Origin of the sequence: Arthrobacter sp. Soc17.1.1.1 (assembly GCF_036867195.1) — a bacterium.
Taxonomy (GTDB): Bacteria; Actinomycetota; Actinomycetes; order Actinomycetales; family Micrococcaceae; genus Arthrobacter_D.
In genome coordinates, this window is sequence record NZ_JBAJII010000001.1 from 3,523,928 (window position 1) to 3,547,766 (window position 23,839).

Here is a 23,839-nt window from a genome sequence, read left to right on the forward strand (position 1 = left end):
TAAACGTGCAGTATGATGCACTCATGACTGTCGATGCTGCAACGCTTGCGAGGGCGATCGGTGAGCGCGTGAAGGATGAGCGCCTGAACCGTCGCCTCACCCTGGACCAACTGGCCGAAACGACGGGCGTGAGCCGTCGGATGATCATCAACATCGAACAGGGTGCCACGAACCCGAGTGTGGGCACACTGCTGAAGATCAGCGATGCCCTCGGCGTCGGCCTGCCCAAGCTGGTCGAACCGCCGCGCACCGCGCCCAGATCCGTGACACGCAGAGGTGAAGGTGCTGCCCTGTGGACGGGTGACCGGGGCGGTACGGGGGTCCTGATGGCGGGCACCCGCTCACCGGATGTCCTCGAGCTCTGGGACTGGACGCTCGAAGCGCAGGAACAGCACACCAGCGAGGCCCACGCGGCAGGGACGATGGAAGTGCTGCAGGTGCAGCAGGGCGCGCTCACGGTCACCGTGGCCGGCGAACCCGTCGCCCTGGGCGAGGGGGATGCGCTGACCTTCGCCGGCGATGTGGACCACAGCTACGTGAACCACGGCGACACCACGACACGCTTCACGCTGGCCGTCTTCGAGCCCGGTGTCGGGTCCACCCAGAAGGACGGCACCCATGACTGAGCCACGGCGGCATCAGGACTTCCTCGACGCGGCCCGCGTCGACAGGGCGGTGTTCGCGCTGCGCCCCGATTACCGGGCGCTGCTGATCGCCGTCGACGGGCTGGTTCCCGGCCCCAGCGACGCCGGGAGCGAGGCGCTGCTGCAGGGAGCAGAAGCGGCCGCAGGCGCCTGGCTGGCGGAGCGACAGGTCACGGAGCTCCCTCATGTCGTGGCGTGGCGGGAGGCGTACCAGGGCTTCGGTGCGAAACCGAACCGCACACGCAACAGCCTCGAAGCGCTCCTGCGGCGCACGCCTGCGGGCCTGCCGCGCGTGAACCGCCTGACGGACATCTACAACGCGGTCTCGGTGCTGCACAGGATCCCCCTCGGCGGCGAGGATCTCACCCGGTACCAGGGATCCCCCGCCCTCATCCGCGCCACGGGGGACGAGATCTTCGACACCGCAAGCAACGGCGAGACCGTCATCGAGCATCCCGAGCCGGGAGAGGTCGTGTGGAGTGATGACGCAGGTGTGACGTGCCGCCGCTGGAACTGGAGGCAGGGCCGGCGGACCCAGCTCACGGACGACACGACGTCGGCCCTGTTCATCCTCGATGCGCTCGCACCTCTGACCGACCATGCCCTGATCGCTGCCGCGGATGACCTGTGCGGCCACCTGAAGCGGTTGGGACCCGATGTCACGATCGTCCGCCGCCTGCTCACCGCCGGCACTACCGGTGCGTCCGGTCCGACCGCCGGTGACGGACGATCATGATCCGTCCCGGGGCGCGTGTCCCCGTCCCTCCGTGGGGGCTGGCGGTGACCGCGATGCTGTCCGTGCAGCTCGGTTCCGCGCTGTCCGTGGATCTCATCGGGCAGGTCGGTGCGGCAGGTACGGCCTGGCTCCGACTGAGCATGGGCGCGGTGATCTTCCTGGTCATCGCCCGACCACCCCTGTCCAGGGTGCGCCGCTCCGACGTCCCCCTGCTCCTCGGACTCGGGGTGACGACCGGGCTGGTCACCATCGGGTTCCTGTCCGCACTCGAACACATCCCGCTGGGCACCGCGGTCGCGATCGAATTCCTCGGCCCGCTCACCGTCGCCGCCCTCCGGACCCACTCGACCCGCGCCCTGGTCTGGCCGGGACTCGCCCTGTGCGGCGTCGTCCTCCTCACCGAGCCCTGGCACGGCGAGGTGAACCTGATCGGCGTCATGTACGCGGCACTGGCCGCGATCGGATGGGGGATCTACATCACCCTCACCCAGCGGATCGGTGACCGGTTCACGGGCATCTCCGCCCTGTCCCTGACCATCCCCGTCGCCGCCCTGACAGCTGCAGTCATCGGGGTCCCACAGGCAGCCGGCCACCTGGACCTCGGCGTCCTCGCGGCAGCTGCGGGCCTGGCCGTCCTGCTGCCCGTGCTGCCCTTCGCGCTCGAGATGCTGGCCCTACGACGCATGACGGCCACCGCATTCGGGACGCTCATGTCGCTGGAACCCGCGATGGGACTCCTGCTCGGACTGATCGTCCTTCACCAGCAGCCCTCCCCCCTCCAGCTCGCCGGGATCCTCCTGGTCGTCCTGGCCGGTGCCGCAGCCCAACGCGGCGGCCGCCGGACCCCGTCCCCCGAACCAGCACACAGCACACCCGAGCTCGGCCCCACGCCCTAGGCACGGCCTCCACGTCGTCCCGGTTCCTCACCCCCCAGGAGTCCTCTCATGTTCACCGGGCTCAGCGCCTTTCCCCTCACACCCCTCCAGCACGACGCCGTCCACGAGGAGTCCTTCATCCGCCTGGTCGACCGGCTCGCAGCGGCCGGCGTCGACTCGATCACGGCACTGGGATCGACCGGCTCGTACGCGTACCTCACCACCGAGGAACGACACCGCGTCGCCCACCTCGCTGTCGCGCACGCGGCCGGAACCCCGGTCCTCGTCGGCATCGGAGCGCTACGGACCTCCCATGTCCTGGCCAACGCGGAGAACGCGGAAGAGGCCGGCGCGTCCGGCCTGCTGTTGGCGCCGATGACGTACCAGCCGCTCACGCCCGATGATGTGTACGGGCTCTTCCGGACCGTCACGACGCACTCGTCGCTGCCCGTCATCGTGTACGACAACCCCGGGACCACGCATTTCACGTTCTCGCTCGAGCTCTACGGGCGGATCGCCGAGCTGCCCGGCATCGCATCGATCAAGATCCCCGCCGTACCCGCGGACCCCGAGCAGGCGCAGGCCCGGGTCAGGAGCATCAGGGCCGTCATCCCCGACCATGTGGGCATCGGGGTGTCCGGGGACGCCAGCGCAGCTGCCGGCCTCGCCGCCGGATGCGATACCTGGTACTCGGTGATCGGCGGGACCCTGCCGGTGCTCGCCTCGAGGATCACCCGTGCGGCCGGGGAGGGCCGGATGGTGGACGCCGCAACGGAATCCCGGCGGCTCGCTCCCCTGTGGGACCTGTTCACCGAGTTCGGGGGGAGCATCCAGGTGGTCGCCGCCATCGCGGAACACCTGGGGCTGGTGCCCTCGGCGAGCCTGCCCCTTCCCCTCCAGGGCCTGGGCGAGAAGCAGCGTTCCCGGGTCGCCGAGGTCATCGATGAACTCGGCCTCGACGAGTAGACACCCGGCGGTGCCACGCCGGGTACGGCGCCGGACAGGCCGACGACGCGGTGCGCTGGTGCGGTATGTCGTCGCCGCGACACTGGTGCGCAGCGCCGACGGCGGCGCCGTCGTCGCCATCGTGCTCCTCGCCCATGCTGTCGGGATGCCCGGCTGGGTCGCGGGTCTCCTCGGGGCATCGATCACAGCGCCCCACCTCCTCGGCCCCTTCATCGCCCGCCACCTGGACACAGCCCGCGACGGGCGTGCAGTGATCGCGGTGTCCGCGGTCCTTCACGGCGTACTGCTGGGCGCCGCTGCGCTGCTCATGCCGGTCACCTGGGCACTCTGGCCCGCGGTGCTGCTCCTCATCTCCGGGATGTTCGGCCCGATGCTCACCGGAGGTATCAGCAGCCGCCTGCCCTCCATCGCGGGCCCGGACCAGCACGCCCAGCGCAGGGCGCAGAGCTGGGATGTGGCGACGTACGGCTTCAGCGGCACACTCGGACCGGCAGCGGTTGCAGGGATCGCGGCGGCGTCCCACCCCCTGACGGCAACCCTGGTCCTCGCCGTGGCATCCGTCGTGGGCGCTGCCGCCGTGCTGGCGCTCCCCCGGCAGGCCCCACCCGACCCGGCGGTCGACGTCCCCACACCCCTGCGGACCCTGGAGGGTATCTGGCGGTACGGTCCGCTCCGACGCACCCTGGGCCTGACCGTCACCGTCGCTTTCTCGGTCGCAGCTCTTCCGATCCACGCCGTCGCCGTCGCCCCGCCGTCGGGTGGCGCGTCGGCGGCCGGTCTGCTGGTCGCGGGGTACGGCGTCGGGAACCTGCTCGGATCGGCGGGCCTGATGCTCCGACCGCTGCGCGGGGACGCCGACCGGCTGATGACCCTGCTGTCCGTCCTCGTCGCCGTCACACTGAGCCTGGTCGTCGTCGGCCCGAACCTCCCGGTGTCGCTCCTCGCTTTCGGCCTGGCCGGTATCGCCAACGCGTTGTTCTTCGCCGCCACGCTGGCAGCCCGCAGCGAATACGCGCCCCGCGCGGCACGTGGCCAGGTGTTCGTCTGGGTCGGGGCCCTCAAGATCGCGGCAGGGTCTGCCGGGACTGCCACCGCCGGTGCGATCACAGGCTCCGCCGGCTGGGCACCCCTTGTCCTTGCGGCAGTGCTCACCCTCCTGGCCGCCGGGATCAGCGCCCTGGGACGGGCGCGATCACTTCCTCATCGATCCGGGTAGTCCGTGCCGGCGCCCCTGCGGCCGTCGGGCCCGTTACCTGTTGGGGGCCTCGCTCGTGTTCGGCATGGGCGTGACGATCTTCGCCGAGCGGTTGCCGGCATGGTGGGGCCCGTGTCGATCCTCGCCATGGTCCTCGCCGCGTCTGCGTTCCTGATCTGCTCCGTCCTCGGCTGCCGACGTGAGCGTACGGTGTCAGCACTGTCGCGAAATAGCCGGCCGAACGGCTCGTCACATGAGCGCCGGGGGTAGGAAATCGCTTGGCATGGAGAACGAACGGCGGGCTGCTACGGGTGCGGGCAGGCCGGTCTGCGACGTAGGTGAGTGGTGGAGAAGTATGCGGTTCGACCTGCAAGGATGAGTCGATGCGATTGACGACGAAGACGTCCGGTGATGGTCCGTATCGGATAGGGCTCGTGCACGGGCTCGGCGGCGAGGGTGCAACCTGGCAGCCACTCGTCGACCGCCTCGTCGCAACCGGCGCCTACACAGTCACCACCGTCGACCTACGCGGGCACGGTGCCAGCGATCGGGCACAGTCCTACGGCCTCGACGAGTTCGCCGACGACGTCGTTCAGGCACTGCCCGCCGGCCTGGACAGCGTCGTCGGGCATTCCTTGGGTGGAGCGGTCCTCGTGCGGGCTGTCGGCCGACTGCAACCACGCCAGGCCGTCTATCTCGATCCGGGCTTCCAGCTCGCCCTCCCCACGACCGGGCTGACCGGCCGGCTGTTCTGGTCCGTCCCGGTACTCAGCATGGGTGCGGCAGCACTGATCCAGGCCCGCCGCGGGGCAAAGGTCCGGGCCGGCTACGACTCCACCACGCGCACCCTCCTCCGAGAGGCTCGAGGGCGTTTCGACGGCCGCATGGCACCAGGAGTCTTCAAGGAGGTCGCCTTCCACCCCATCACAGCCACCACACCCGTCGTGCCCTCCACTGTCGTCCTCACGGATGACTCCGCTGCCGTCCTCCCCGATGCCCTCGCAGACTCCCTCGAACGGGAAGGGTGGACGATCCGCCGGGTTGCCGGCGTACACCACGACTTGCATCTCGAGGACCCGGACCGGACCGTCGCCCTGCTCGTGGACCTCTTCGCGCACACCCCTTGAACCCGCCCGAGAAGCTACCCGCCGGGGCGGGAGGCTTCCGTCACGAAGCGGGAACGCCAACGGACTGCCTGCTGTGCTTACCCGTTCGGCGGCGTCCCACCGGGCGCTCCCATCCCGCCGCCGATCCCGGTGGCTTCCGCCTGAACGGCGCTGCCGGCGTAGTCGTTGGCGGGGTCGCGGTAGATGGTGTGGATGTGTCCCCAGCCGCCGGTGACGACCCCGGTGACGTCGGCGCCGGCTGAGCCTTGCTGGTTGGCGAACTCGATGAAGATGTCGGGTCCGGAGATCTGGAAGTAGATGCCGTCGCCCTGCGTCATGTCGTAGGTGGTGGCGCCGGACCAGGTGATGTAGGTCTCGTCGAGGGTTGCCTCGATCTCTGTGAGGGCATCGGCGGTGGTCTGTTCGTCCGCGAGTCCGACCCAGTTCGCGATGACGTCAAGCAGTAGGTGCTGCTGCTCGTCGGTGAGTTCGGATCCGGCGATCCCGGTTCCGGTCGGGTAGTCGCAGGTGCCACCGGGTGCGCAGGTGAGGTCGGAGACCTCCGTCCCCTGGTAGAGGGCGGCCTGCTGTTCGGCATCGAGGCTGTCGTAGAACGCGAACGCGGTCTCGTACATCCCGGCCAGGGGCTGGACCTCGGTTCCGTCGGCAGTGGTGTGGACGGCGGGCTGGGAGCCGAGGTGGGTGGGGGCGAAGGTGACGGCGTCCGCGCTGCCGTCGAGGCTGGCGTTGATGCCGAGGTGATGACCGCCGAACTGGACCTCCCAGGCGCCGGCGTCCGATGGATCCCCGAAGAACGCGATGTAGTACTGGCCGAGGGAGGCCTCCGTGCTCGTGCTGTTCTCGAGGAGGTACCGGTCACCGTCCATGATGGCGGTGACTTCTGCGTACGCTTCGTCGCTGAGCAGGGACTCGAGGACGGCCAGCGCTGCTGCCTGCTGCTCCTGGGTCAGATCGGTCAGGTTCAGGCCTGCCCGCTCGACGAAGGTCACCGGGAAGTTCGACCAGGACGTGGTCTTCGTCGCGTCGTCGAAGGCGTACAGGACCTGTTCCTGCTGCTCGGCCGTCAGGGTCGCGAGGAACGCATCCGCCGCGGCCGCTGTGTCCGCGATCGTGCCAGCCGTCGTACCCGCATTGTCGGTCGATACGTCCGTCGATACGTCTGCCGATGCTGCGTCCGTTGCGGATGTCGTGGTGCTCGAGGGAGCGGTTGCTCCGGCTGTGGCGGTCGCGACCTGCGAAGAAGTACCGGCGGCGAGGGCGGATGGATCGGTGGGCACGCTGCAGGCAGTCAGGGATCCCGCCAGCGTGAGGGCCGCGATCGAGGACGCGAAGCGGACCCGGAACCGTCGGCCGGAGGACAGAGATGAAGTAGTCATGGGAACAGTCCAGAACCATGGCCTGTTCCGGCCTTGGCTCACACCTGTCAGCGGCCTGTGAGCATGCAGCGCTCCGTCCGGACGGCGGAAACGACGTCGAACCCCAGGTGGTGGAAGCGCGCAGGGTGTCCGGCGGCGCCGGTTCGGTTGCTGTCGTGGGAGACTGCCGGGATGGAGACTCGAGCGCGCGACCACGACCTCGTTCTGCTCGGTGCCACCGGCTTCGTCGGTGAACTGATCGCCGGCTACCTCGCGGAGCACGCACCGCCGGAGCTGCGCGTGGGACTCGCAGGCAGGTCGAGGAAGAAGCTCGAAGCCGTGCGTTCCAGGTTGCCCGTCGCTGCACGCGACTGGTCCCTCCTCGAGGCAGACACGGAGCATCCCGACTCGCTCGCCGCGCTGGCCGCGGGTACCCGCGTACTCTTCACCACGGTGGGCCCCTACGCGAAGTACGGACTGCCGGTCGTGGAGGCATGCGCGCGGGCCGGCACACACTACGGGGACCTGACGGGCGAGGTGTCCTTCGTCCGCGACGCCATCGACGGCTACGACGCCCTGGCGAGGACCACCGGTGCGCGGATCGTCCATGCGTGCGGCTACGACTCCATCCCCTCGGACCTCTCGGTGCTGCTGCTGCACCGGGCAGCGCAGGCCGACGGTGCCGGCGCGCTGACCGAGGTCGAGCTGGTGGCGACCGCGAAGGGCGGATTCAGCGGCGGCACGATCGACTCCATGCGGGGACAGCTCGACGGCATGCGATCGGACCGGGTGCTGCGAAGGCTCGCCGCCGATCCCTACTCCCTCAGCCCGGACCGGGCGGGGGAACCTCCGGCCCGGCAGCCGGCGGATCTGGGCTGGGTCGGCCGGTCGGAGGACGGTCTATGGACCGCGCCCTTCGTCATGGCGTCGGCGAACACGCGGATCGTCCGTCGCAGCAACGCGCTGCAGGGGTGGGCGTACGGCAGATCCCTGCAGTACGGCGAGGTGATGGGGATGGGACGTGGGCCCACAGGCGCGATCGTCGCCGGCGCGACGGCGATCGGCCTGCGCGTCTTCGGAGCCGCCCTGATGTTCCCCCTGACGCGGAAGCTGCTGGACCGGGCCCTTCCTGCCCCGGGTACCGGCCCGAGCGAGGCTGCGCAGCGCGCAGGCTGGTTCCGTTCCCAGGCGACGGCGTCGACGGAGAGCGGTCGACGGTACCGGGCCGTCGCAGCCGGACCGGGCGATCCCGGGTACGCTGCCACCGCGGTGATGGCCGGGGAGACAGCGCTCTGCCTGGCCCTCGACGGCGATCGGCTGCCGTCCACCACCGGATCCCTCACCCCTGCGACCGCCCTCGGCGACGTCCTGGTGGAGCGGCTGCGCGCGGCAGGCCACACCTACGAGGTCACACCCCTCCCCTGATGCAGTGGTTCCCGAGAAGGCTGTTCAGCTCATCGGCATCATCGGCATGGCGGGGGCCGTACTGGTGTGGTGGTCGTCCCACCGCCGCTGGTCGGCAGAGGTGCGGCCGATTCAGGCTACTCGCGGCTTCCTCGGGCGGAACGGGTCGAGGTCGACGGTGAGACTCAGTGCGTGTGGCACAGGATCCGCGCACACGAGATCGTGCATCATGCTCAACCACTGCAGTGCCGGGGCTTCGTCCGTGAAGTACTCACCGGGATACACGGCGTGGAGATAGGGGGCTGCGAGCACCTCGTCCATCGCCCCCGAACCGAGCATCGCCGCGGCGAGGATGTTGCGTGACGAGGACAGCACGTGGCGGGCGTCAGCGCTGATGTTCATGATGTGGTCGACCACGAGGAGGACGACGTACTGCCGATTGTCCGTCAGCTCGAAACTGCGCCTCAGGATCATGAGCGCATCCGCTTTCGAGATGGACACACCCGCCTTGGCGCGCACAGAGACGGCGCACCGCTCGAAACGGATGACGTCGAAGCGGTCATCGAAGGTGTAGGCGTTGATCACAGGGTTCTTCCTCGGTCGACAGGGGCGCGCAGCGCTACCGGGGCAGCGTCGGTACACCAACTCAACGCATCAGCGTCGTGAGACCAGTCGGAAAGAACCAGTGCCTGATTCTACTGACCGTCGCTGGTCCCCGCCAGCTTCGCCCGCCCGGGAACCCGCGCCATTCCGGCAGCCTTGGATGCCGCCCGTCTCAACGGGGAACGCCTGCCCGCGGCGAAAGCGCTCGGCGAATCACTGGGCGTCAGTCTGCACACGGTTCTGCACGCCTATCAGGACCTGCGCCACCAGGGCCTGATCGAGCTACGCCGGGGACGCGGCGCCGGCGTGATCGCTCCCGAGACGGCCACCCGGGAGCACGCCGCACGGATCCTCGATGAAGACGACGCCCCGACCGGCGACCGCGCCGGACCCGCGGCACGCCACTACACCGCGCACTAGAGCCGCACACCTTCGGTCCCGCCGAGGGATCCCTCGGCGGGCGCGGGGCAGCACGGTGCCGGTCCCTGGGACCCGGCCCGGTCAGCCCGTGAATGTACTGGCTGTGAGGTCGGCGATTCTCCGGCCGTGAGAAATCGGATCGCTGGGACTGCCGCGCAGGAAGCTCGTCAGGGTCCCGTTGTAGATGAGCAGGATCGCCGCTGCCAGCTCTTCGGCGCGGGCCCCGGCCAGTGGTTCCGACAGATTCTGGAGGCGCCGGGTGAGCAGTGCAGTGTCGGCGGTGATCAGGTCACCAGCCGGATGCCCGGAACCGGAGATCTCCACGGCGGTCGACAGGAACGCGCACCAGCGGGCGTTGTGCTGGCGTTCCCGGTACAGCTCCAGGGCGTCGAAGACCGCCAGCAGGCGGCCCTGATCGGAAGCGGCCGCCCCGATCGCTTCGTCCCAATACGCTTCCCAGATCTCGAGCCGTCGCTGGAGGCTGGCCTGGAGCAGTCCGTCCTTGCTGCCGAACTGCGCATACAGGGTGGCGACGGAGACCCCCGCCCGTTGCAATACCTCATCGACCCCGGTCCTGGCGATGCCGTTCAGGAAAAAGAGCTCGTCCGCGGCATCCAGGAGCCGCTGCCTGGCCGACGAATGTCCGGCTTGTACTTTCATGCCGCCCACTATAACGTCGGTTCTACTATAACGGTCGTTCTACCTAGGAGGCTGAGTGCGCACCAACCTGCGGTTCGTCGTCAGCGCCACTGCACTCATCGCGGCCACCTACGGGCTCAGCCGTTTCGGCTACGGATTGTTCGCCCCTGCCTTCGGCCGGTCCTTCGACCTGACTCCGGCGGTCACCGGCATCATCTCCAGCGGCAGCTTCGTTGCCTACTGCATTGCGGCAGCCGCGGCGTACCGCATGGCCGCCGCACCGCGCCGGACAGTGCTCCTCGCTGGTGCGGTCGCGTCCGCGGGCAGCATCGGAGTGGCACTCTCCGGGTCCGTGGCGGTTCTGGCGGTCAGCATACTCATCGCCGGCGCCGGCGCAGGGTTCGCCTCGCCCGGCCTGGTCACGCTGGTCGAGGAGAAGATCCGCACGGCAGACGCCACCCGGACACAGGCGGTGGTCAATTCAGGCACAGGATTCGGTGTCGTCCTGGCGGGCACCCTCGCCCTCGTCCTCACCGATCACTGGCGGACAGCCTGGTGGATCATCACCATCGTCGATATCAGCGCCACCATCGCCGTCCTGGCCACGGGCCGACGATCCGCAGCAGTTCCACGCGCCCCGGCACGCCCCACCTTCGCCAGAGCAGACCTCAGGCCCCTGCGACCGGCCGCGGTTGCCGCTCTCCTCGCGGGTATCTCCAGCGCCGCCGTCTGGACCTTCGGCCGGTCCCTCGTGGTCACGCAGGGACAGCTGACCGAACCCGAAGCGACCGTCTTCTGGGTGTGTCTGGGAGGGGCCGGCATCGCCGGTGCCTTCTCCGGGGATCTCGTCACCCGATGGGGCCTGCGCACGGGATGGATCACCACCACGACACTGATGGGTTCGGCCACCCTGCTCATCGGCGCCTGGCCCGGTAACGCCACAGCCATGTACGTCGCCGGTGGGGTGTTCGGCGCCAGTTATGTCGCGCTCAGCGGAGTCCTGATCGCCTGGGCCTCCCACGTGCTTCCCGGCCGCAGCGCAGCCGGCACCGCAGCCCTCTTCATCACGCTGGCCCTCGGCCAGGCCCTCGGGGCACTCCTCACCGGCGCCCTGCTGGGGACGATCGGCCCGACACCTGCTTTCGCTCTCTCGGCCGCGATCGCCGGCGCGAGCATCGCCCCGGCAGTGCGTGGCACGACCCCTACCCGGCCGCGTTCCCGCGCCCGGTGAGGGATCGTCCCCGCCTAGCGCCGGCCGGCGAGGATCCTGTACTGGGGATTGTCGGCGAAGAAAGCCAGAGCCATGGGGCATCGGGGGCTCAGACTCAGACGGCGTCTGTGGGCGTCGAGCACGACGTGACGCATGAGCGTCGCGCCGATGCCCTGGTCCCGGAATCCGGGCCGTTCCACGCCGTCGAGGAGCACGATCCGGGCTCCGTCCATCGTGTACTTCAGCCATGCGGCGAGGGCGCCGTCGATGATCAGCTCGAACCGGCAGTACAGGGCGTTGTCGCGGAACGTCTCCCTGAGCCCCAGCGCGACATCGGGACCGCGGGTGGCGGCCTGCCGTGCGCGGCACTCGAGCTCATCGACGATCGCTTCGTACTGATCCCTGGCACCGGCGGGCGGAGAGTCGGTGTCCAGGAGCCTGAAGGCCTGGTTGGCCAGGACGCGCAGTTGTCGGGTCGATCGGGCTGCGAGGTCTTCATGGAACCGGTCGTCATCGAGCAGCGCGGCGTCGTGCTCGCGACGGGCTGTCTGCGACTCGGGTGCCCCGTGCCCGCGCGGGAGGTCGGCCGGCGGGAGCGTGGCGCCCGACGCGGCAGATTCCGTCGTCGGAGCGGGACTGGTGTGGACTGGGTGCAGAAGTTCTGTCATAGCCGTTCCTGGATAGGTCAGAACCAGGCCTTCGTCTAGACCCCGGTGTCTCCACGAGACTAGCGAGAAGACATCCGAATGCAAACCTGCTGACGATCCTCGTGGGCGGTCGGGACCGGCCCGCTCCGGCCTAGACCCAGAGTTCGCGCTGGACCTGCCCGGCCAGACGCCTGAGGACCTGCACATCCTCCTCCGTGAAGGTCCGTGGCCGGTCGTCGATGAGGCAGAGCGTGCCGATACGCCAGCCATCGGCCGTGCTGACGGGGTGGCCGGCATAGAAGCGGATCCGGGGCCCGCCGCTGACGAGGGGGTGGTCCCGCCACTGCGGGTCGGTGGTGGCATCGGGAATGACGAGAGTGCGCTCCCTTTCGATGGTCTTCGCACACAACGCCACAGCGCGTGGGAGGTCCTGGCCGATCGGCCCGACGACGGACTTGATGACCTGCGCGTCCTCCGTGATCAGGGCGATGGAGGCCGAGCTGACGCCGAAGTGATCGCGGGCCTGCCGGGTGATCCTGTCGAAGCGCTCCTCCGGTCCGGTCTCGAGCAGCCCCGACTCGTACAGCGCGTTGACGCGCCGGAACTCGGCCTCGTCCGGGTCGCGATCATCTCCACCGTCGACCGCGGTATGCGTGGGGTCGGCGGGATCAGCGGAACCTGCGGCAGGAAGGCCGCCGCCGGCGCCATGGTCCCCGACCGGCGGGGCGGTGAAGTCGTAGCCGTCGGGCGAAAGTGCCAGTTCGCGGAGGTATTCGCTGTAGCCGGAGAGCGAGGCGACGTCCTGATCGCTGTAGTGCGCGCCATCCACCGTGGAGCCGGTACTGTCGAGCAGTTCGTTGACGGCCTGGGCGAGCAGGTCCCGCTCGGGCGCGGAGAGCATCACCAGGCCGGACAGGTATCCCTGGATCTCCAGCTCGTCGGCTTCGCCTGCGAGCTCGGCGTAGGTCGTCAGGACGTCGTCGAGGTGCAGGGCTGCGGCGCGGACGGCCTGGATGGCGCTCCACTGCTGCACATACTCATCCAGCATGCCCGGCTCCTCCACCAGCTCCTCCGAGTTCCCCTGCAGCGCGACCCGAGGGATATGCGCCATGCATCAAGATTAGCTCTCCCCGCATCGGGGACGACGGAAATGTGGGGGTGGCCCCAAACCGATCCCGTCGCATCGGCGGTCACGATACGCGTCGTCGATGTCGCCTTGCAGGGCCACAGCCATCGGTGGACCGCTGCGTACCGGCGGTCCCGCCGGCCCGTCCTTTACAGGTAACTCTTCACTTACCTATCATGAGGGGGTGGCGGACATCTACCGGGCGCTGGCCGACGAGACGCGGCGGGCACTCCTGGACGAACTCATGGGCCGGGATCGGCAGACCCTGTTCGAGCTGTGCTCGAAGCTCGCCATGAACCACGACCTCACCCCGTCACGCCAGGCGGTGGCGCAGCACCTCGACGTCCTCGAGGCAGCCGGACTCGTGCACTCCGAGCGCAGCGGTCGCTACCGGTTCCACACCATCGACACCTCACCCCTGGCCGCGATCCTCGATCGCTGGCCTCCCCGGAAGGCAGGATCATGAAACTCGAAGCAGTGAGCATCTTCGTCGACGACCAGCAGCGGGCCCTCGAGTTCTACACGCAGCGACTCGGGTTCGTCGTGTCCGCGGATGTCCCGATGGGCGAGCACCGCTGGCTCACCGTGATCGATCCCGATCGCGCGGATGCCACCCAGATCTCCCTCGAGCCCAAGGGCCACCCGGCGACCGCGCCCTTCACCGATGCGATCGCTGCCGACGGCATCCCGTTCTGCGTCCTCGGGGTCGCCGACGTGCAGGCCGAGTACGACAGGCTCTCCGCGCTCGGCGTCACGTTCACCCAGCCGCCGACCGACATGGGTCCCGTCATCGTGGCCGTCCTGGACGACACGGTCGGGAATCTCCTGCAGCTCGCGCAGGCCGCCGGCTGAGACGACGCCCCGTCCCCGGCCCGAACGGTCGGGGCACTCAACCCGTCGGTCACGTGCCGCCGAGCAGCACGAGGCGTTTCCCCTTCGCGTCCCAGCGCCGGACGATCCCCGCCTCGAGCCGTACCGGCGGGCGGTCCCGCAGGATCCCGAGGGCGGACGCCAGCTGATCCGCGGTGAGGCCGTGCCCGAGGGTGATGTGCGGTGTCCACGCGCCGGGCACGGTGGTGGGGACGGCGTCCGCGACACCGTCCAGGGCCCGCCAGATGCGGAGATGCAGGTCCGTCAGGGCGGCGTCGGCCACCACCTGGCGGGCGAGCACGAACTTGCGCCGCGTCGGGAAGACGAGGAAGCCCGCCGTCACCAGCTCCAGCCCCTCCCCTGCCGCGGCGGACGCGAGATCGACGTCGTAGCGGTCGTCGATGCGTGCGGCAGCGGCCAGGGTGATGTGCGGGGCGTTGCTGAAGGACTGGTGCCGGGACTGGTTGGGCAGGCCGGCGGCCTCCAGCGCAGCCCAGTCCTCCAGCAGGAACGCCTCCGACGCCGGTGCCAGCAGGAGTTCGACGTCATCGGCCATGCCGTGCGTGCCCTCCTGCCGGTCCCGGCCGCAGCCCCGGCCGCAGCCGGGTCAGCGTGGCTGTCGCCGGAAGTCGCCGACGCCCTCCGAGCCGTCCACCTCGGTGGCACCGGTGCGGGGGTTGCGCTGCGGACGCTGGTAGGACAGCTCCCCGCCGTTGCGGCCGCCGAACGGCCTGCCGTGGTCCGCGTACTCCTCCCGGAAGAAGGCCAGCGCCCAGGCGCCGAGCTGGACCCGCGCGCCGGTCCGCAGGATGGAGGGCTCCCGGCCGTTGACACTGCCCGTGATGGCGCCGCGCGGCACCAGCACGTACTCGTCGTCCTCGGTGTGGAGGACCTCGGCGTGGACGTCCTCCAGGCCGTCGAGCCTCAGCATCGCGTCGTCGGAACTGCCGATCGTGGTGCGGTCCGCCACGAGTTCGAACTCCCGCGGCACCTGGCCGTTCCAGACCTGCGAGTTCTGCACGAAGATGAGCCGCGGACGGCCGCCTCCCCGCACGTAATGCGTCGTCGTGATGGTCCGCCTGATCCGGCGGTTGACCGTCGGCACCAGGGGGAACGGTGTGGACGGCGGGAGGAGCGAGGGTGCGGAGCCCTTCTCGAGCGCGCGCCGCCCGATGCCGAGCAGCGGCGCGAGCGTCCCCGGCGACCCGAGCCGGATGTGCGGGGACCGGGTGAGCAGGCGCTGCGCCATGGAGGTCTCCACCGCGCCGAGGCTGACCAGCGGACCCTTGGGGCCGGCGACGGAGACCGCGAGTCCGCGGCGCGCCAGGGCTCCGGCGAACGCCCGTACCTGCCCGATGCCGGGCAGGTTGTTCCCGCGGAAGGCTGCCGGGTCGTCGACGAAGATCTCGACAGTGGTGCCGGCCGCCTTCACGGTGCCCGTCAGCCTCGCCTCCGGCTTGCCGTCGGTGGCCGGCTCCGCCAGCGAGAAGTCGATGTCGATGTCGAACCTGAGTGACGATGCCATGTCGGTCGGGGCGGTTCAGCCCTGGGGGGTGCCGGCGGCGTTGTCACTCGTGGTGATGCGGAGCGTCCCGTCGAACTTCCAGGTGGCACGCGGGGCGTCCGGGCCGATGTCCCTCGGGACCTCGATGGTCATGTCCTGGAGCGTGTAGTTGATGGCGGCGCCCCGGCCGGTGAGGTAGGACCACATCTCCTCGGCGAGGTCGGTCCAGTCGCGGATGGTGTGGGTATCGCCGGCGCTCGCGCTCGAGGTGTTCTCAGTCATGTCGATTCCTTCATCGGTTCTTCAACAATGACAGACGTCCTCTGACTCCGTCTGACGTGGGTACTCCACACCCTAGTCGAGCCGCCGGGCCACCGGAACCCGCCGCGGTACGTGCGCACCGCCGGCGGGTCCCGGGGTCCTGCAGGTCACCACTTCGGGTGGACCGTGCCCCTGAAGTGGCGGTCGTAGATGCCGGCGACGTCCGCGCTGATCCTGGCACCCAGGTCCGTGTGACCGGCTGCGGCGGCATTGGCGCGTGCCTGCTCGGGGTTGCGTGCTCCGGGGATGACCGTGCTGACGCCGTCCTGCGCGATGATCCAGGCGAGCGCCGCCTGCGCGGTGGTGACGCCGTCCGGCACCAGGTCGGCAAACTCCCGTGCAGCCTGCAGCCCGGTCTCGTAGTCGACGCCGGAGAAGGTCTCACCGACGTCGAAGGCTGCGCCGTTGCGGTTGTAGTTGCGGTGGTCGTTCTCCGCGAACGCGGTGTCCTTGGTGTATTTGCCGGAGAGCAGGCCGGAGGCGAGGGGTACGCGCGCGATGATGCCGACGCCGGCCGCCTTCGCGGCGGGGAGCACCTCGTCGAGCGGCTTGAGGCGGAACGCGTTCAGGATGATCTGCACACTCGCGGTGCTGCCCCGGGAGATGGCCGCGAGCGCCTCGTCGGTGCGTTCCACGCTGACCCCGTAGTTCCTGATCACACCCTCGGCCACGAGGGTGTCGAGGGCGTCGTACACCTCGTCGGAGCTGTAGACGGAGGTCGGCGGGCAGTGCAGCTGCACGAGGTCGAGGGCGTCGACGCCGAGATTGGTCCGCGACCGGTCGATCCACTGGCGGAAATTGGCGAGCGTGTAGTTCTCGGGGGTCTGGTCCACGCGGCGGCCCATCTTGGTGCCCACGAGGACGTCCTGGTCCGGGTTGTCCGCGAGGAACCGCCCGATCGTCGTCTCGCTCCTCCCGTCGCCGTAGACGTCCGCGGTGTCGAAGAAGGTCACGCCCGCCTCGACGGCGGCGTCGAGGACGGCCACGGCGTCCTTGTCCTCCACTTCGCCCCAGTCCGCGCCGAGCTGCCAGGTGCCGAGGCCGACGACGGAGACGGGACGGCCGGTTCTTCCGAGAATTCGTTGTTCCATGATTCCGACTATAGGCCGGGCAGCGTGGCCTGGGCCGCCGGAACCCCCGGCGTCGGGCGTTCCTCGGGTGTCCGGCGTCCCTCCAGCGGCGCGCGCGCCTGCGTCCGCGTGCGCTCCTCCGTGCGGGCGGGGCGGTACTGATCCACCGTCGTCGAGCCCTTGCCGGGGATCCAGCGGGCGGCCTCGTGCCGCAGGTCCCTCTGCCGCTCCGGGTCCATGCGGTCGAGGAGTGCCACGACCATGTTCGAGCGCGGGTTGCGGGCGAACAGGTCCCGGTAGTCCCTGATGAACTCCCAGTACAGCGCGTCCCAGCTGAACCGCCAGGGGCCGTCCCCGAAGTCGCTCATCTTCCTGATGTAGTTGCTGCCGCTGACGTAGGGCTTGGTGGTGATCGTGCTGCCGGCGGCGTACTGGCTCATGGCGTAGACGTTGGGCACCATGACCCAGTCGTACGCGTCGATGAACATCTCCATGAACCACGCGTAGACGGCGTCGGGCTTCGCCCGCATCAGCAGGGCGGCGTTCCCGAGGATCATGAGTCGCTCGATGTGGTGCGCGTACGCGGTGTCGAGGATCCGGGTGATCACGGAGTCGACCGGTTCGAGCCCGGTCTCGCCGGTCCACCACCGCTCGTCGAGGTCCGCGGTGAGCTCCAGCGTGTTGCCGGTCCGCATCTCGCGCCCGCGCAGCACGTAGGACGCGCGGATGTACTCGCGCCAGCCGATCACCTGGCGGATGAAGCCCTCCACGCTGGCGATCGGTGTGTCGTGGCGTTCCGCGAAGTCGAGGGCGAGCTCCACCACCTCGGCGGGGCTGAGGAGCCCGGTGTTCATACTGGAGCTCAGGGCCGAGTGGAACAGGTAGGTCTGGCCCACCGCGATGGAGTCCTCGTACGGGCCGAACAGCTCGAAGCGCTCGGTGAGGAACGCCTCCAGGGCGTCGGACGCCTGGCGGTGCGTGACGGGCCAGTTGAAGGAGTCGGCGTTGCCGGGGTTGTCGGGGAAGGCGGTCGCCACCCAGGCGATGGCCTCCTCGACCTCCACGGGTCGCTCGAACGCGGGCAGGTCCGGCAGGGCGAGCGTCCTCGGGAGCTTCTTCCGGTTCTCCGTGTCGAAGCTCCACTTCCCTCCCGTCGGGGAGCCGTCGGCGCCGACCAGGACGCCGAGCCGCTTGCGCTGCCACTCGTAGAAGGTCTGCATGCCCCAGTTGTGCGAGGAGAAGTAGGTGCCCAGGACGTCCCGTGCCGTGAGGAACTGCGGTGTCTCGAGGACGTGCGCCTCGACGCCGGCGTCGGCAAGCGTGCGGGTGAGCCTGCGCTCGAGCCAGTCGTCCACGACGTCGTAGTAGGTCACCAGGGTGGCCTCGCGGTCGGCGAGCACTGCGGCCAGGCGCTCCTGGCTGGCGTGCTCGGCCGACGTCTCCACGTAGTCCACGCCATAGCCCGCGTCCTTCAGGCGTCCCGCGAAGAGGGTCATCGCAGCACGGTGCAGCACGAGCTTCTGCTGGTGGAACCGCAGGCTGCGGAACAGGAGGTCGTCCTCGAGGAACACGAAACGGGTGTCACGGGAGGCCTCGAGGTGCTCCTCGAACAGCTGGTGCGGCAGGACGAGTCGAACGTGCACCGGGGCGCCTTCCTGGAGGAAACAGTCGTCGGCGGTCACCCTAGCGCCCGCCTCGGACATGGCGCCGGATGCTTGACTGTAAGCAGGCTTAGTGGTTCCGTGGGAGCACTGTTCGGCTCCTGAGAGGACCACCGTGAGATCGCTCTGGCTCGACACCGCCCCGCCCATCCCGTCCGACGCCCTGCAGGACGGCGCCGTGTACGACTCCGTGGTGGTGGGGGCAGGGCTCACGGGCCTGACGACGGCGTTGCTCCTCGCCCGGGCCGGCCACCGCGTGGCGATCCTCGAGGCCCGGACCGCAGGCGCGGTGACCACGGGCAACACCACGGCGAAGGTCTCGCTCCTCCAGGGCACCAGCATCTCCACCATCCTCAAGCACCACGACGCCGAACTGGCGCGGGCCTACGTGACCGGCAACCGGGAGGGCCAGAGCTGGCTGCTGCGGTTCTGCGACGATCACGGTATCGGCTACGAGCGGCGCGACGCCGTGGACTACGCGACCACCGACACCGGGGCCCGGAAGCTCACTGACGAGCACGAGGCCTGCACGGAGGCCGGCCTCGTCACCGAACTCGGCAACGCCGCGGAGCTCCCCTTCCCCGTCCGGAAGACCCTGCGCCTGAAGGACCAGGCGCAGTTCCACCCGCTCGAGGTCCTCGCCGGTCTGGCCTCCGAGCTCCGGCGGCACGGCGGATCGCTCGTCGAGGGTGTCCGCGTCGAGGGCGTCACGAAGGCCGGCGCGGGGGCCCACGGCGTCGAACTGAAGACCAGTGCGGGCGCGGTGAGGGCGTCGAACGTGGTGCTCGCGACGGGCATCCCGATCCTCGACCGTGGCGGGTACTTCGCCGTGCTGCAGCCCATGCGCTCCTACTGCGTGGCGCTCACGGTCGACGACGACGTGCCGGAGGACATGTACCTCAGCGCGGACTCCCCCACCCGGTCGCTGCGGACCGCCACGGTGAACGGCACGAAGTACCTGATCGTCGGCGGCAACGGCCACAAGGTGGGCCACAGCTCCAACACGCAGGCCAAGGTGGACGACCTGACGCGCTGGGCGCAGGAGTACTTCCCCAGCGCGCGGCCCGCCTACGCGTGGTCCGCCCAGGACTACACCCCGGCCGCAGCCGTGCCGTACGTCGGCAAGGTCCCGGCCGGCGGCGGGCACATCTACGCCGCGACCGGGTACAACAAATGGGGCATGACCAACGCCGTCGCCGCGTCCCTCGCCCTCGCCGCCGAGATCCTGGGCGGCAACATGCCGTGGGCCGAGACGCTCTACCGCACGAAGGTCAGCCCCGCCGATGCCCTGCAGACCGCCCAGGCCAACGCCGTCGTCGGCATGGACATGGTCACGGGCTGGCTCTCGGGCCTCGCGCGGTCGACGTCGTCCGCACCCGCCGAGGGCGAGGGGCGCGTGATCCGCGAGGGCGCACGGCCCATCGGCGTCTGCACGGTGGACGGCGTGCAGCACCGCGTCTCGGCGGTGTGTCCGCACCTGAAGGGCGTCCTCACCTGGAACGACGCCGAGCGGTCGTGGGACTGCCCGCTGCACGGCTCGCGGTTCACGGCGGACGGCAAGCTGCTGGAAGGGCCGTCGACGTCGGACCTGGCGGACACCCGCAGGCAGCCCGGCACGGCGACGTCGCAGGACCGCTGAGCGCACGGTTCCGGGCCGAGGTCCCACCCGGGGGAACTTCCGGCCCCGGCGGCCGGTTCAACCCTTCAGCTGCTCCTACGGGGCCGCACGTCATCGCCGCACAAGGGGTCCGTCATCGTGAGCCGAACCGTCGTCACCCGAGCCCGGCTGCTCCTGGGCGTCCTCCTGCTCGGGGCGCTCGCCACGGCGGCGGTCCTCCTCGGGCCCGCTGTGCTCGGCGCCCTGCGCACGGAAGGACTCCCCCTGCCCGGCGGCCCGGACTGCACGGTCGAGACCTCCGACGGGGTGGTGGGACTCGACCGGGCCCAGGCGCAGCGCGCCACCACGGCTGTGGCACGCGCCGCCCGCGGCATGGCGGCACCCGACACCTCCGACCTGGACGACGCGGTGCTGCAGCGACTGGCCGAAGGGCCGGACGGTGATGCAGGGCCCGTCCTCAGCTGCCGTGGATCAGCGGCGACGGATCTGCCGCGGGAGGAGCTCACCGCCACCGGCCTGACCCCCCGTGCCGAGCGGGTGCGGACGGAGATGACCGAGGTGTTCGGCGAGCAGAGCCTGGGCGGTTTCGCGCCCGGTGGTGTCGGCCAGGGGCACGGCGGGGATTCGACGCACTACGACGGCCGGGCCGTCGACGTCTTCTTCCGCCCGGTGACCGAGGAGAACCGGCGCGAGGGGTGGATACTGGCCCACTGGCTGGTCGCCCACGCGGACGAGCTCGACATCCAGTACGTGATCTTCGACGACCGGTTCTGGAGTGCACACCTCGCCCGCGGACAGTGGCACCCCTACGACGCACCCGAACCCGCCAACGAGATCCTGCGCCACCTCGACCACGTCCACGTGGACGTCCTCGGCGGCGGTCCCGCCTGAGGTACTGCAGCGGCGCAGCGGCAGCGCCGCGCTGAATTGATCCCGGCTGCCCGGACGCATAGCGTCAGGTGCATGGTGTCGAGCGATGCAGGACGGTCCAATCCGAACAACCCCCTCCTGGTGCTCGGCAAGATCACGGCGATCCTGGACGCGTTCAGCCTGTCCCGGCCGACGCTGACCCTGGGGGAGATCAGGGAGGCGACGTCGATGCCCACCTCGACGGTCCAGCGGCTGGTCACCAACCTCGTCGCGCAGGGCCTGCTCGACCGGGAGGAGGATGCGTTCCGTATCGGGATGAAGCTGGCGTACTGGGCCGCCCCGGCGACCCGCGGTGTGCCGATGGTCGACCTGTTCATGCCGCTGCTCAAGGAGCTGCGGGACCGCACGGGCGAGACGGTCTGCTTCTTCCGGGCCGAGCAGACGTACCGGGTATGCGTGGCCATGGCCGAGACACACCACGCGCTCCGCCGGGAGATGCACGTGGGCAAGATCCTCCCCCTGCACGCGGGCTCCCCCGGACAGGTCCTCCTGGCCTGGAACGCCGAACTGCGGGAGAGGACGCTCGCGGGCCCGCTGACGATGCTGACCGAGAACACCATCACGGATCCTGCCGAACTCCTCGCCGCCGTGGAACAGACCCGGCGGAACGGCTTCTCCATCACCGTGGGGCAGCGCGACGACGCGGCATCGGGGCTGTCCGCTCCGGTGTTCGATTCGGTGGGCGCCCTGGTGGGCGCGGTGCTGATCAGCGGCCCGACCCTGAGGATGCCCTACGAGGTCTGCGAAGGGTGGGTCGAGGAGCTCCTCTCGACGGCGGAGAGGATGACCAGGCTCTACGGCGGTCGCTTCCCCGACGAGATCTCGGCCTGAGGGCCGCCGGCGCCCCGCTGTCCCCCGTCCCGGGAAGCGGCAGTGTCACGCACCGGGCACCTGCGGCCGGGGACGGGATGACGAGTAGTGCGCGATGGACCGCCCGGCGTCGTACATGGCTGCGGCGTCGGACGCCACGATCACCTCGCTGAAGTTCCGCACGTAGGAGCCGGCATCGCGCGCCACCGAGCCGACGATCGCCACGACGGGGATGGCCCGGCCCGTCGCCCGGACCCGGGCGAGGATCGCCGAGATGATCTTCCCTTCCCCGGTCTGGGAGTCGAGGCGCCCCTCGCCGACGACGACGGCGTCGGCGGTCCGGAGCAGGTCGTCGAACCCGGCGGCGTCGAGGACGGCATCCGCACCGGACACGAGGTCGGCCCCGAAGGCGGCCCACAGCCCGCCGGAGAGGCCCCCCGCGGCGCCGGTGCGCGGAACGTCCACGGGGTTCCGCGGGTACGCGGCCGCCAGGCGCGACAGCCTCGCCTCCATCCCCCTGATGGTCGCAGCGTCGGCGCCCTTCTGCGGCCCGAAGACGCGGGGCGCGTCGAGGAAGGTCGTCGTGACGTCGGACAGGACGGTGATCCGGGCGCCGTGGAGCCCGCCCCGCTCCTGCAGCGCCCGGACCGCCCCTTCTCCTCCGTCGGTCGTCGCCGATCCGCCGGCAGCGACCATGATGTGGGAGGCCCCCCTGCCGATGGCGGCAGCGATGGCCATCCCCGTGCCGTAGGTGCTGGCAGCAGCGGCGTCCCGGGGGGTGATCCTCGCCGCGGTTAGGCCACTGGCCTGCGCCACCTCCACGACCGCCGTGCCGCCGTCCATCGCCAGCCCGATCGTCGCGGCGAACGGTTCCCCCCAGGCGTCCTGCACGTCCACCGTCACCGCGGTGGCACGGAGGCTGCGGCACAGTGCGTCGAACGTCCCCTCCCCGCCGTCCGCCACGGGCAGCGGCACCGCCACCCCGCTCGCGTCGCGGATGCCGGCGCTGATCACGTCGGCGACCTGCACCGCCGGGTAGGTGCCCTTGAAACTGTCGGGCGCTACGAGGATGCTCATGCCGGCACTTCCTTCCCTGACCGGTCGACGGGGTGGACGACGGAACGGTTGAGGGGGTGGTTGACGGGGTGCGGAGGGGTGCGGCCCTCGGCCATCGCCACCGCGTTGAGCGCGCTCAGCCGTGCCATCTCCGCGCGGACCGGGACGGTCGCGCTGCCCAGATGCGGCAGGAGGACGGTGTTCGTGAGCTCCGCCAACCCCGCGGACAGGCGTGGCTCATCCTCGAAGACATCCAGGCCCGCTCCGGCGATAACCCCGTTCCGCAGTGCGTCCACGAGTGCCGGCTCGTCCACGATCGGCCCCCGCGCCGTGTTGATCAGGATCGCCCCGGGCTTCATCCGCGCCAGGACGGCGGCGTCGACGAGGTGCACGGTGTCCTCCACCAGCGGCACGTGCAGGGACAGGAAGTCGCTGCGCTGCACGAGGTCGTCCCAGGACACCTGCCGCACCCGGCCGGCGAACTCACCGAGTTCCTCCTCGCCGACCACCCGGTCGCCCGGTGGGCGTGGGGAGAACACCACCTGCATCCCGAAGCCGAGCGCGCGCCGCGCCGTGGCGCGGGCGATCCGGCCGAAGCCCGCCAGCCCGAGGACGCTTCCGGAGACGTCGCGCCCCAGCAGCAGTTCCGGCTCCCAGCCGTGGAACCGGCCGTCCCGCACCAGGCGGTCGGCCTCCACGACGCGCCGTGCGGTCCCGAGTATCAGGAGGAGGGCGATGTCCGCCGTCGCGTCCGTCAGGACGCCGGGCGTGTTGGCGACGGCGATGCCGAGACGCGTGGCGGTGTCGACGTCGATGTTGTCGAAGCCGACGGCGAAGTTGGAGACCCCCCGGATCCGGGCCGCAGCAAGGAGCGGGGCGTCGATCGTGTCGCTCAGCTGCGTCAGGACGACGTCGTAGCTGCCCGACGCGCACAGGGACGAGAGCGTCGCGTGGTCGGGTCGATCGGGCAGGACGGTGACGTGTCCGGCTGCACCCAGGAGCCGGAGTCCCGGTTCCGGGATGGCGGTGGTGACGAGGAAACGGTTGTCCAT

General features: G+C 70.1%; 26 protein-coding genes. 14 read left to right on the plus strand and 12 right to left on the minus strand.

All coding sequences use genetic code 11. The annotated features are described in order from the left end of the window. Window positions 1–23 precede the first annotated feature (23 nt). The 6 genes from V6S67_RS16395 (at window position 24) to V6S67_RS16420 (ending at window position 5,543) form a co-directional block, all read left to right on the plus strand. On the plus strand, window positions 24–626 hold the full coding sequence (locus V6S67_RS16395) for a helix-turn-helix domain-containing protein (protein WP_334211244.1): 603 nt from the start codon (window positions 24–26) through the stop codon (window positions 624–626). Then, on the plus strand, window positions 619–1,380 hold the full coding sequence (locus tag V6S67_RS16400) for a B3/B4 domain-containing protein (protein ID WP_334211245.1): 762 nt from the start codon (window positions 619–621) through the stop codon (window positions 1,378–1,380). The genes V6S67_RS16395 and V6S67_RS16400 overlap by 8 nt, the downstream gene beginning before the upstream one ends. Continuing rightward, on the plus strand, window positions 1,377–2,276 hold the full coding sequence (locus V6S67_RS16405; protein ID WP_334211246.1) for an EamA family transporter: 900 nt from the start codon (window positions 1,377–1,379) through the stop codon (window positions 2,274–2,276). Before V6S67_RS16400 ends, V6S67_RS16405 begins: the two co-directional genes overlap by 4 nt. A gap of 48 nt (window positions 2,277–2,324) precedes the next feature. After that, window positions 2,325–3,221, plus strand: a complete 897-nt coding sequence (locus V6S67_RS16410) for a dihydrodipicolinate synthase family protein (RefSeq protein WP_334211247.1) — start codon at window positions 2,325–2,327, stop codon at window positions 3,219–3,221. A gap of 10 nt (window positions 3,222–3,231) precedes the next feature. Continuing rightward, on the plus strand, window positions 3,232–4,437 hold the full coding sequence (locus tag V6S67_RS16415; protein ID WP_334211248.1) for an MFS transporter: 1,206 nt from the start codon (window positions 3,232–3,234) through the stop codon (window positions 4,435–4,437). Between the two features lie 362 nt (window positions 4,438–4,799). Next, on the plus strand, window positions 4,800–5,543 hold the full coding sequence (locus tag V6S67_RS16420; RefSeq protein ID WP_334211249.1) for an alpha/beta fold hydrolase: 744 nt from the start codon (window positions 4,800–4,802) through the stop codon (window positions 5,541–5,543). Window positions 5,544–5,620: 77 nt separating this feature from the next. On the opposite strand, the gene V6S67_RS16425 is transcribed toward V6S67_RS16420, so the two are convergent. After that, complete coding sequence (locus V6S67_RS16425; RefSeq protein ID WP_334211250.1) at window positions 5,621–6,919, minus strand: DUF3500 domain-containing protein; 1,299 nt, start codon at window positions 6,917–6,919, stop codon at window positions 5,621–5,623. 171 nt (window positions 6,920–7,090) lie between these two features. On the opposite strand from V6S67_RS16425, the gene V6S67_RS16430 reads away from it, so the two are divergent. Then, entirely contained in the window at window positions 7,091–8,323 is a 1,233-nt protein-coding gene (locus V6S67_RS16430; protein WP_334211251.1) for a saccharopine dehydrogenase family protein, read from the plus strand. A 111-nt stretch (window positions 8,324–8,434) separates the two neighbouring features. On the opposite strand, the gene V6S67_RS16435 is transcribed toward V6S67_RS16430, so the two are convergent. Next, window positions 8,435–8,887 carry a DUF7793 family protein gene (locus tag V6S67_RS16435; protein WP_334211252.1) on the minus strand — a complete coding sequence of 151 codons (453 nt, stop codon included), beginning with the start codon at window positions 8,885–8,887 and terminating at the stop codon, window positions 8,435–8,437. A gap of 174 nt (window positions 8,888–9,061) precedes the next feature. On the opposite strand from V6S67_RS16435, the gene V6S67_RS16440 reads away from it, so the two are divergent. After that, window positions 9,062–9,325, plus strand: a complete 264-nt coding sequence (locus V6S67_RS16440) for a GntR family transcriptional regulator (protein ID WP_334211253.1) — start codon at window positions 9,062–9,064, stop codon at window positions 9,323–9,325. 81 nt (window positions 9,326–9,406) lie between these two features. On the opposite strand, the gene V6S67_RS16445 is transcribed toward V6S67_RS16440, so the two are convergent. Continuing rightward, a complete protein-coding gene (locus tag V6S67_RS16445; protein ID WP_334211628.1) occupies window positions 9,407–9,985 on the minus strand; it encodes a TetR/AcrR family transcriptional regulator in 579 nt (192 codons plus the stop codon). 55 nt (window positions 9,986–10,040) lie between these two features. Here V6S67_RS16445 and V6S67_RS16450 point away from each other — a divergent pair, with 55 nt between their 5' ends. Further along, window positions 10,041–11,195, plus strand: a complete 1,155-nt coding sequence (locus tag V6S67_RS16450; protein ID WP_334211254.1) for an MFS transporter — start codon at window positions 10,041–10,043, stop codon at window positions 11,193–11,195. Between the two features lie 14 nt (window positions 11,196–11,209). Here the strand turns inward: V6S67_RS16450 and V6S67_RS16455 are convergent, their stop codons facing one another. Both V6S67_RS16455 and V6S67_RS16460 read right to left on the minus strand, forming a co-directional pair. Beyond that, window positions 11,210–11,842, minus strand: coding sequence for a GNAT family N-acetyltransferase (locus tag V6S67_RS16455; RefSeq protein ID WP_334211255.1), 633 nt, complete (start codon window positions 11,840–11,842; stop codon window positions 11,210–11,212). A 130-nt stretch (window positions 11,843–11,972) separates the two neighbouring features. Continuing rightward, a complete protein-coding gene (locus V6S67_RS16460) occupies window positions 11,973–12,932 on the minus strand; it encodes a GAF domain-containing protein (protein WP_334211256.1) in 960 nt (319 codons plus the stop codon). Window positions 12,933–13,131: 199 nt separating this feature from the next. On the opposite strand from V6S67_RS16460, the gene V6S67_RS16465 reads away from it, so the two are divergent. Together V6S67_RS16465 and V6S67_RS16470 are read left to right on the plus strand one after the other, a co-directional pair. Then, window positions 13,132–13,413: an ArsR/SmtB family transcription factor gene (locus V6S67_RS16465; RefSeq protein ID WP_334211257.1), complete on the plus strand. Its 282-nt coding sequence runs from the start codon at window positions 13,132–13,134 to the stop codon at window positions 13,411–13,413. Then, the gene (locus tag V6S67_RS16470) at window positions 13,410–13,799 is read left to right on the plus strand and encodes a VOC family protein (RefSeq protein WP_334211258.1); all 390 of its coding nucleotides are present in this window, start codon (window positions 13,410–13,412) and stop codon (window positions 13,797–13,799) included. The genes V6S67_RS16465 and V6S67_RS16470 overlap by 4 nt, the downstream gene beginning before the upstream one ends. 49 nt (window positions 13,800–13,848) lie before the next feature. On the opposite strand, the gene V6S67_RS16475 is transcribed toward V6S67_RS16470, so the two are convergent. The 5 genes from V6S67_RS16475 to V6S67_RS16495 form a co-directional block, all read right to left on the minus strand. Continuing rightward, a complete protein-coding gene (locus tag V6S67_RS16475) occupies window positions 13,849–14,373 on the minus strand; it encodes a 2'-5' RNA ligase family protein (protein ID WP_334211259.1) in 525 nt (174 codons plus the stop codon). Window positions 14,374–14,424: 51 nt separating this feature from the next. Then, window positions 14,425–15,342 carry an FHA domain-containing protein gene (locus V6S67_RS16480; protein WP_334211260.1) on the minus strand — a complete coding sequence of 306 codons (918 nt, stop codon included), beginning with the start codon at window positions 15,340–15,342 and terminating at the stop codon, window positions 14,425–14,427. Window positions 15,343–15,357: 15 nt separating this feature from the next. Continuing rightward, window positions 15,358–15,603, minus strand: a complete 246-nt coding sequence (locus tag V6S67_RS16485) for a hypothetical protein (protein ID WP_334211261.1) — start codon at window positions 15,601–15,603, stop codon at window positions 15,358–15,360. Window positions 15,604–15,749: 146 nt separating this feature from the next. Then, window positions 15,750–16,733, minus strand: coding sequence for an aldo/keto reductase (locus V6S67_RS16490; RefSeq protein ID WP_334211262.1), 984 nt, complete (start codon window positions 16,731–16,733; stop codon window positions 15,750–15,752). Window positions 16,734–16,741: 8 nt separating this feature from the next. Beyond that, window positions 16,742–18,355: a cryptochrome/photolyase family protein gene (locus tag V6S67_RS16495; RefSeq protein ID WP_334211263.1), complete on the minus strand. Its 1,614-nt coding sequence runs from the start codon at window positions 18,353–18,355 to the stop codon at window positions 16,742–16,744. Between the two features lie 133 nt (window positions 18,356–18,488). On the opposite strand from V6S67_RS16495, the gene V6S67_RS16500 reads away from it, so the two are divergent. The 3 genes from V6S67_RS16500 (at window position 18,489) to V6S67_RS16510 (ending at window position 21,752) form a co-directional block, all read left to right on the plus strand. Next, window positions 18,489–20,012: an FAD-dependent oxidoreductase gene (locus tag V6S67_RS16500; RefSeq protein WP_334211264.1), complete on the plus strand. Its 1,524-nt coding sequence runs from the start codon at window positions 18,489–18,491 to the stop codon at window positions 20,010–20,012. A 117-nt stretch (window positions 20,013–20,129) separates the two neighbouring features. Then, a complete protein-coding gene (locus V6S67_RS16505) occupies window positions 20,130–20,882 on the plus strand; it encodes a hypothetical protein (protein WP_334211265.1) in 753 nt (250 codons plus the stop codon). 72 nt (window positions 20,883–20,954) lie between these two features. Continuing rightward, window positions 20,955–21,752 carry an IclR family transcriptional regulator gene (locus V6S67_RS16510; RefSeq protein WP_334211266.1) on the plus strand — a complete coding sequence of 266 codons (798 nt, stop codon included), beginning with the start codon at window positions 20,955–20,957 and terminating at the stop codon, window positions 21,750–21,752. A gap of 45 nt (window positions 21,753–21,797) precedes the next feature. On the opposite strand, the gene V6S67_RS16515 is transcribed toward V6S67_RS16510, so the two are convergent. Further along, window positions 21,798–22,808, minus strand: coding sequence for a glycerate kinase (locus V6S67_RS16515; protein ID WP_334211267.1), 1,011 nt, complete (start codon window positions 22,806–22,808; stop codon window positions 21,798–21,800). Beyond that, complete coding sequence (locus tag V6S67_RS16520) at window positions 22,805–23,839, minus strand: 2-hydroxyacid dehydrogenase (protein WP_334211268.1); 1,035 nt, start codon at window positions 23,837–23,839, stop codon at window positions 22,805–22,807. The genes V6S67_RS16515 and V6S67_RS16520 overlap by 4 nt, the downstream gene beginning before the upstream one ends.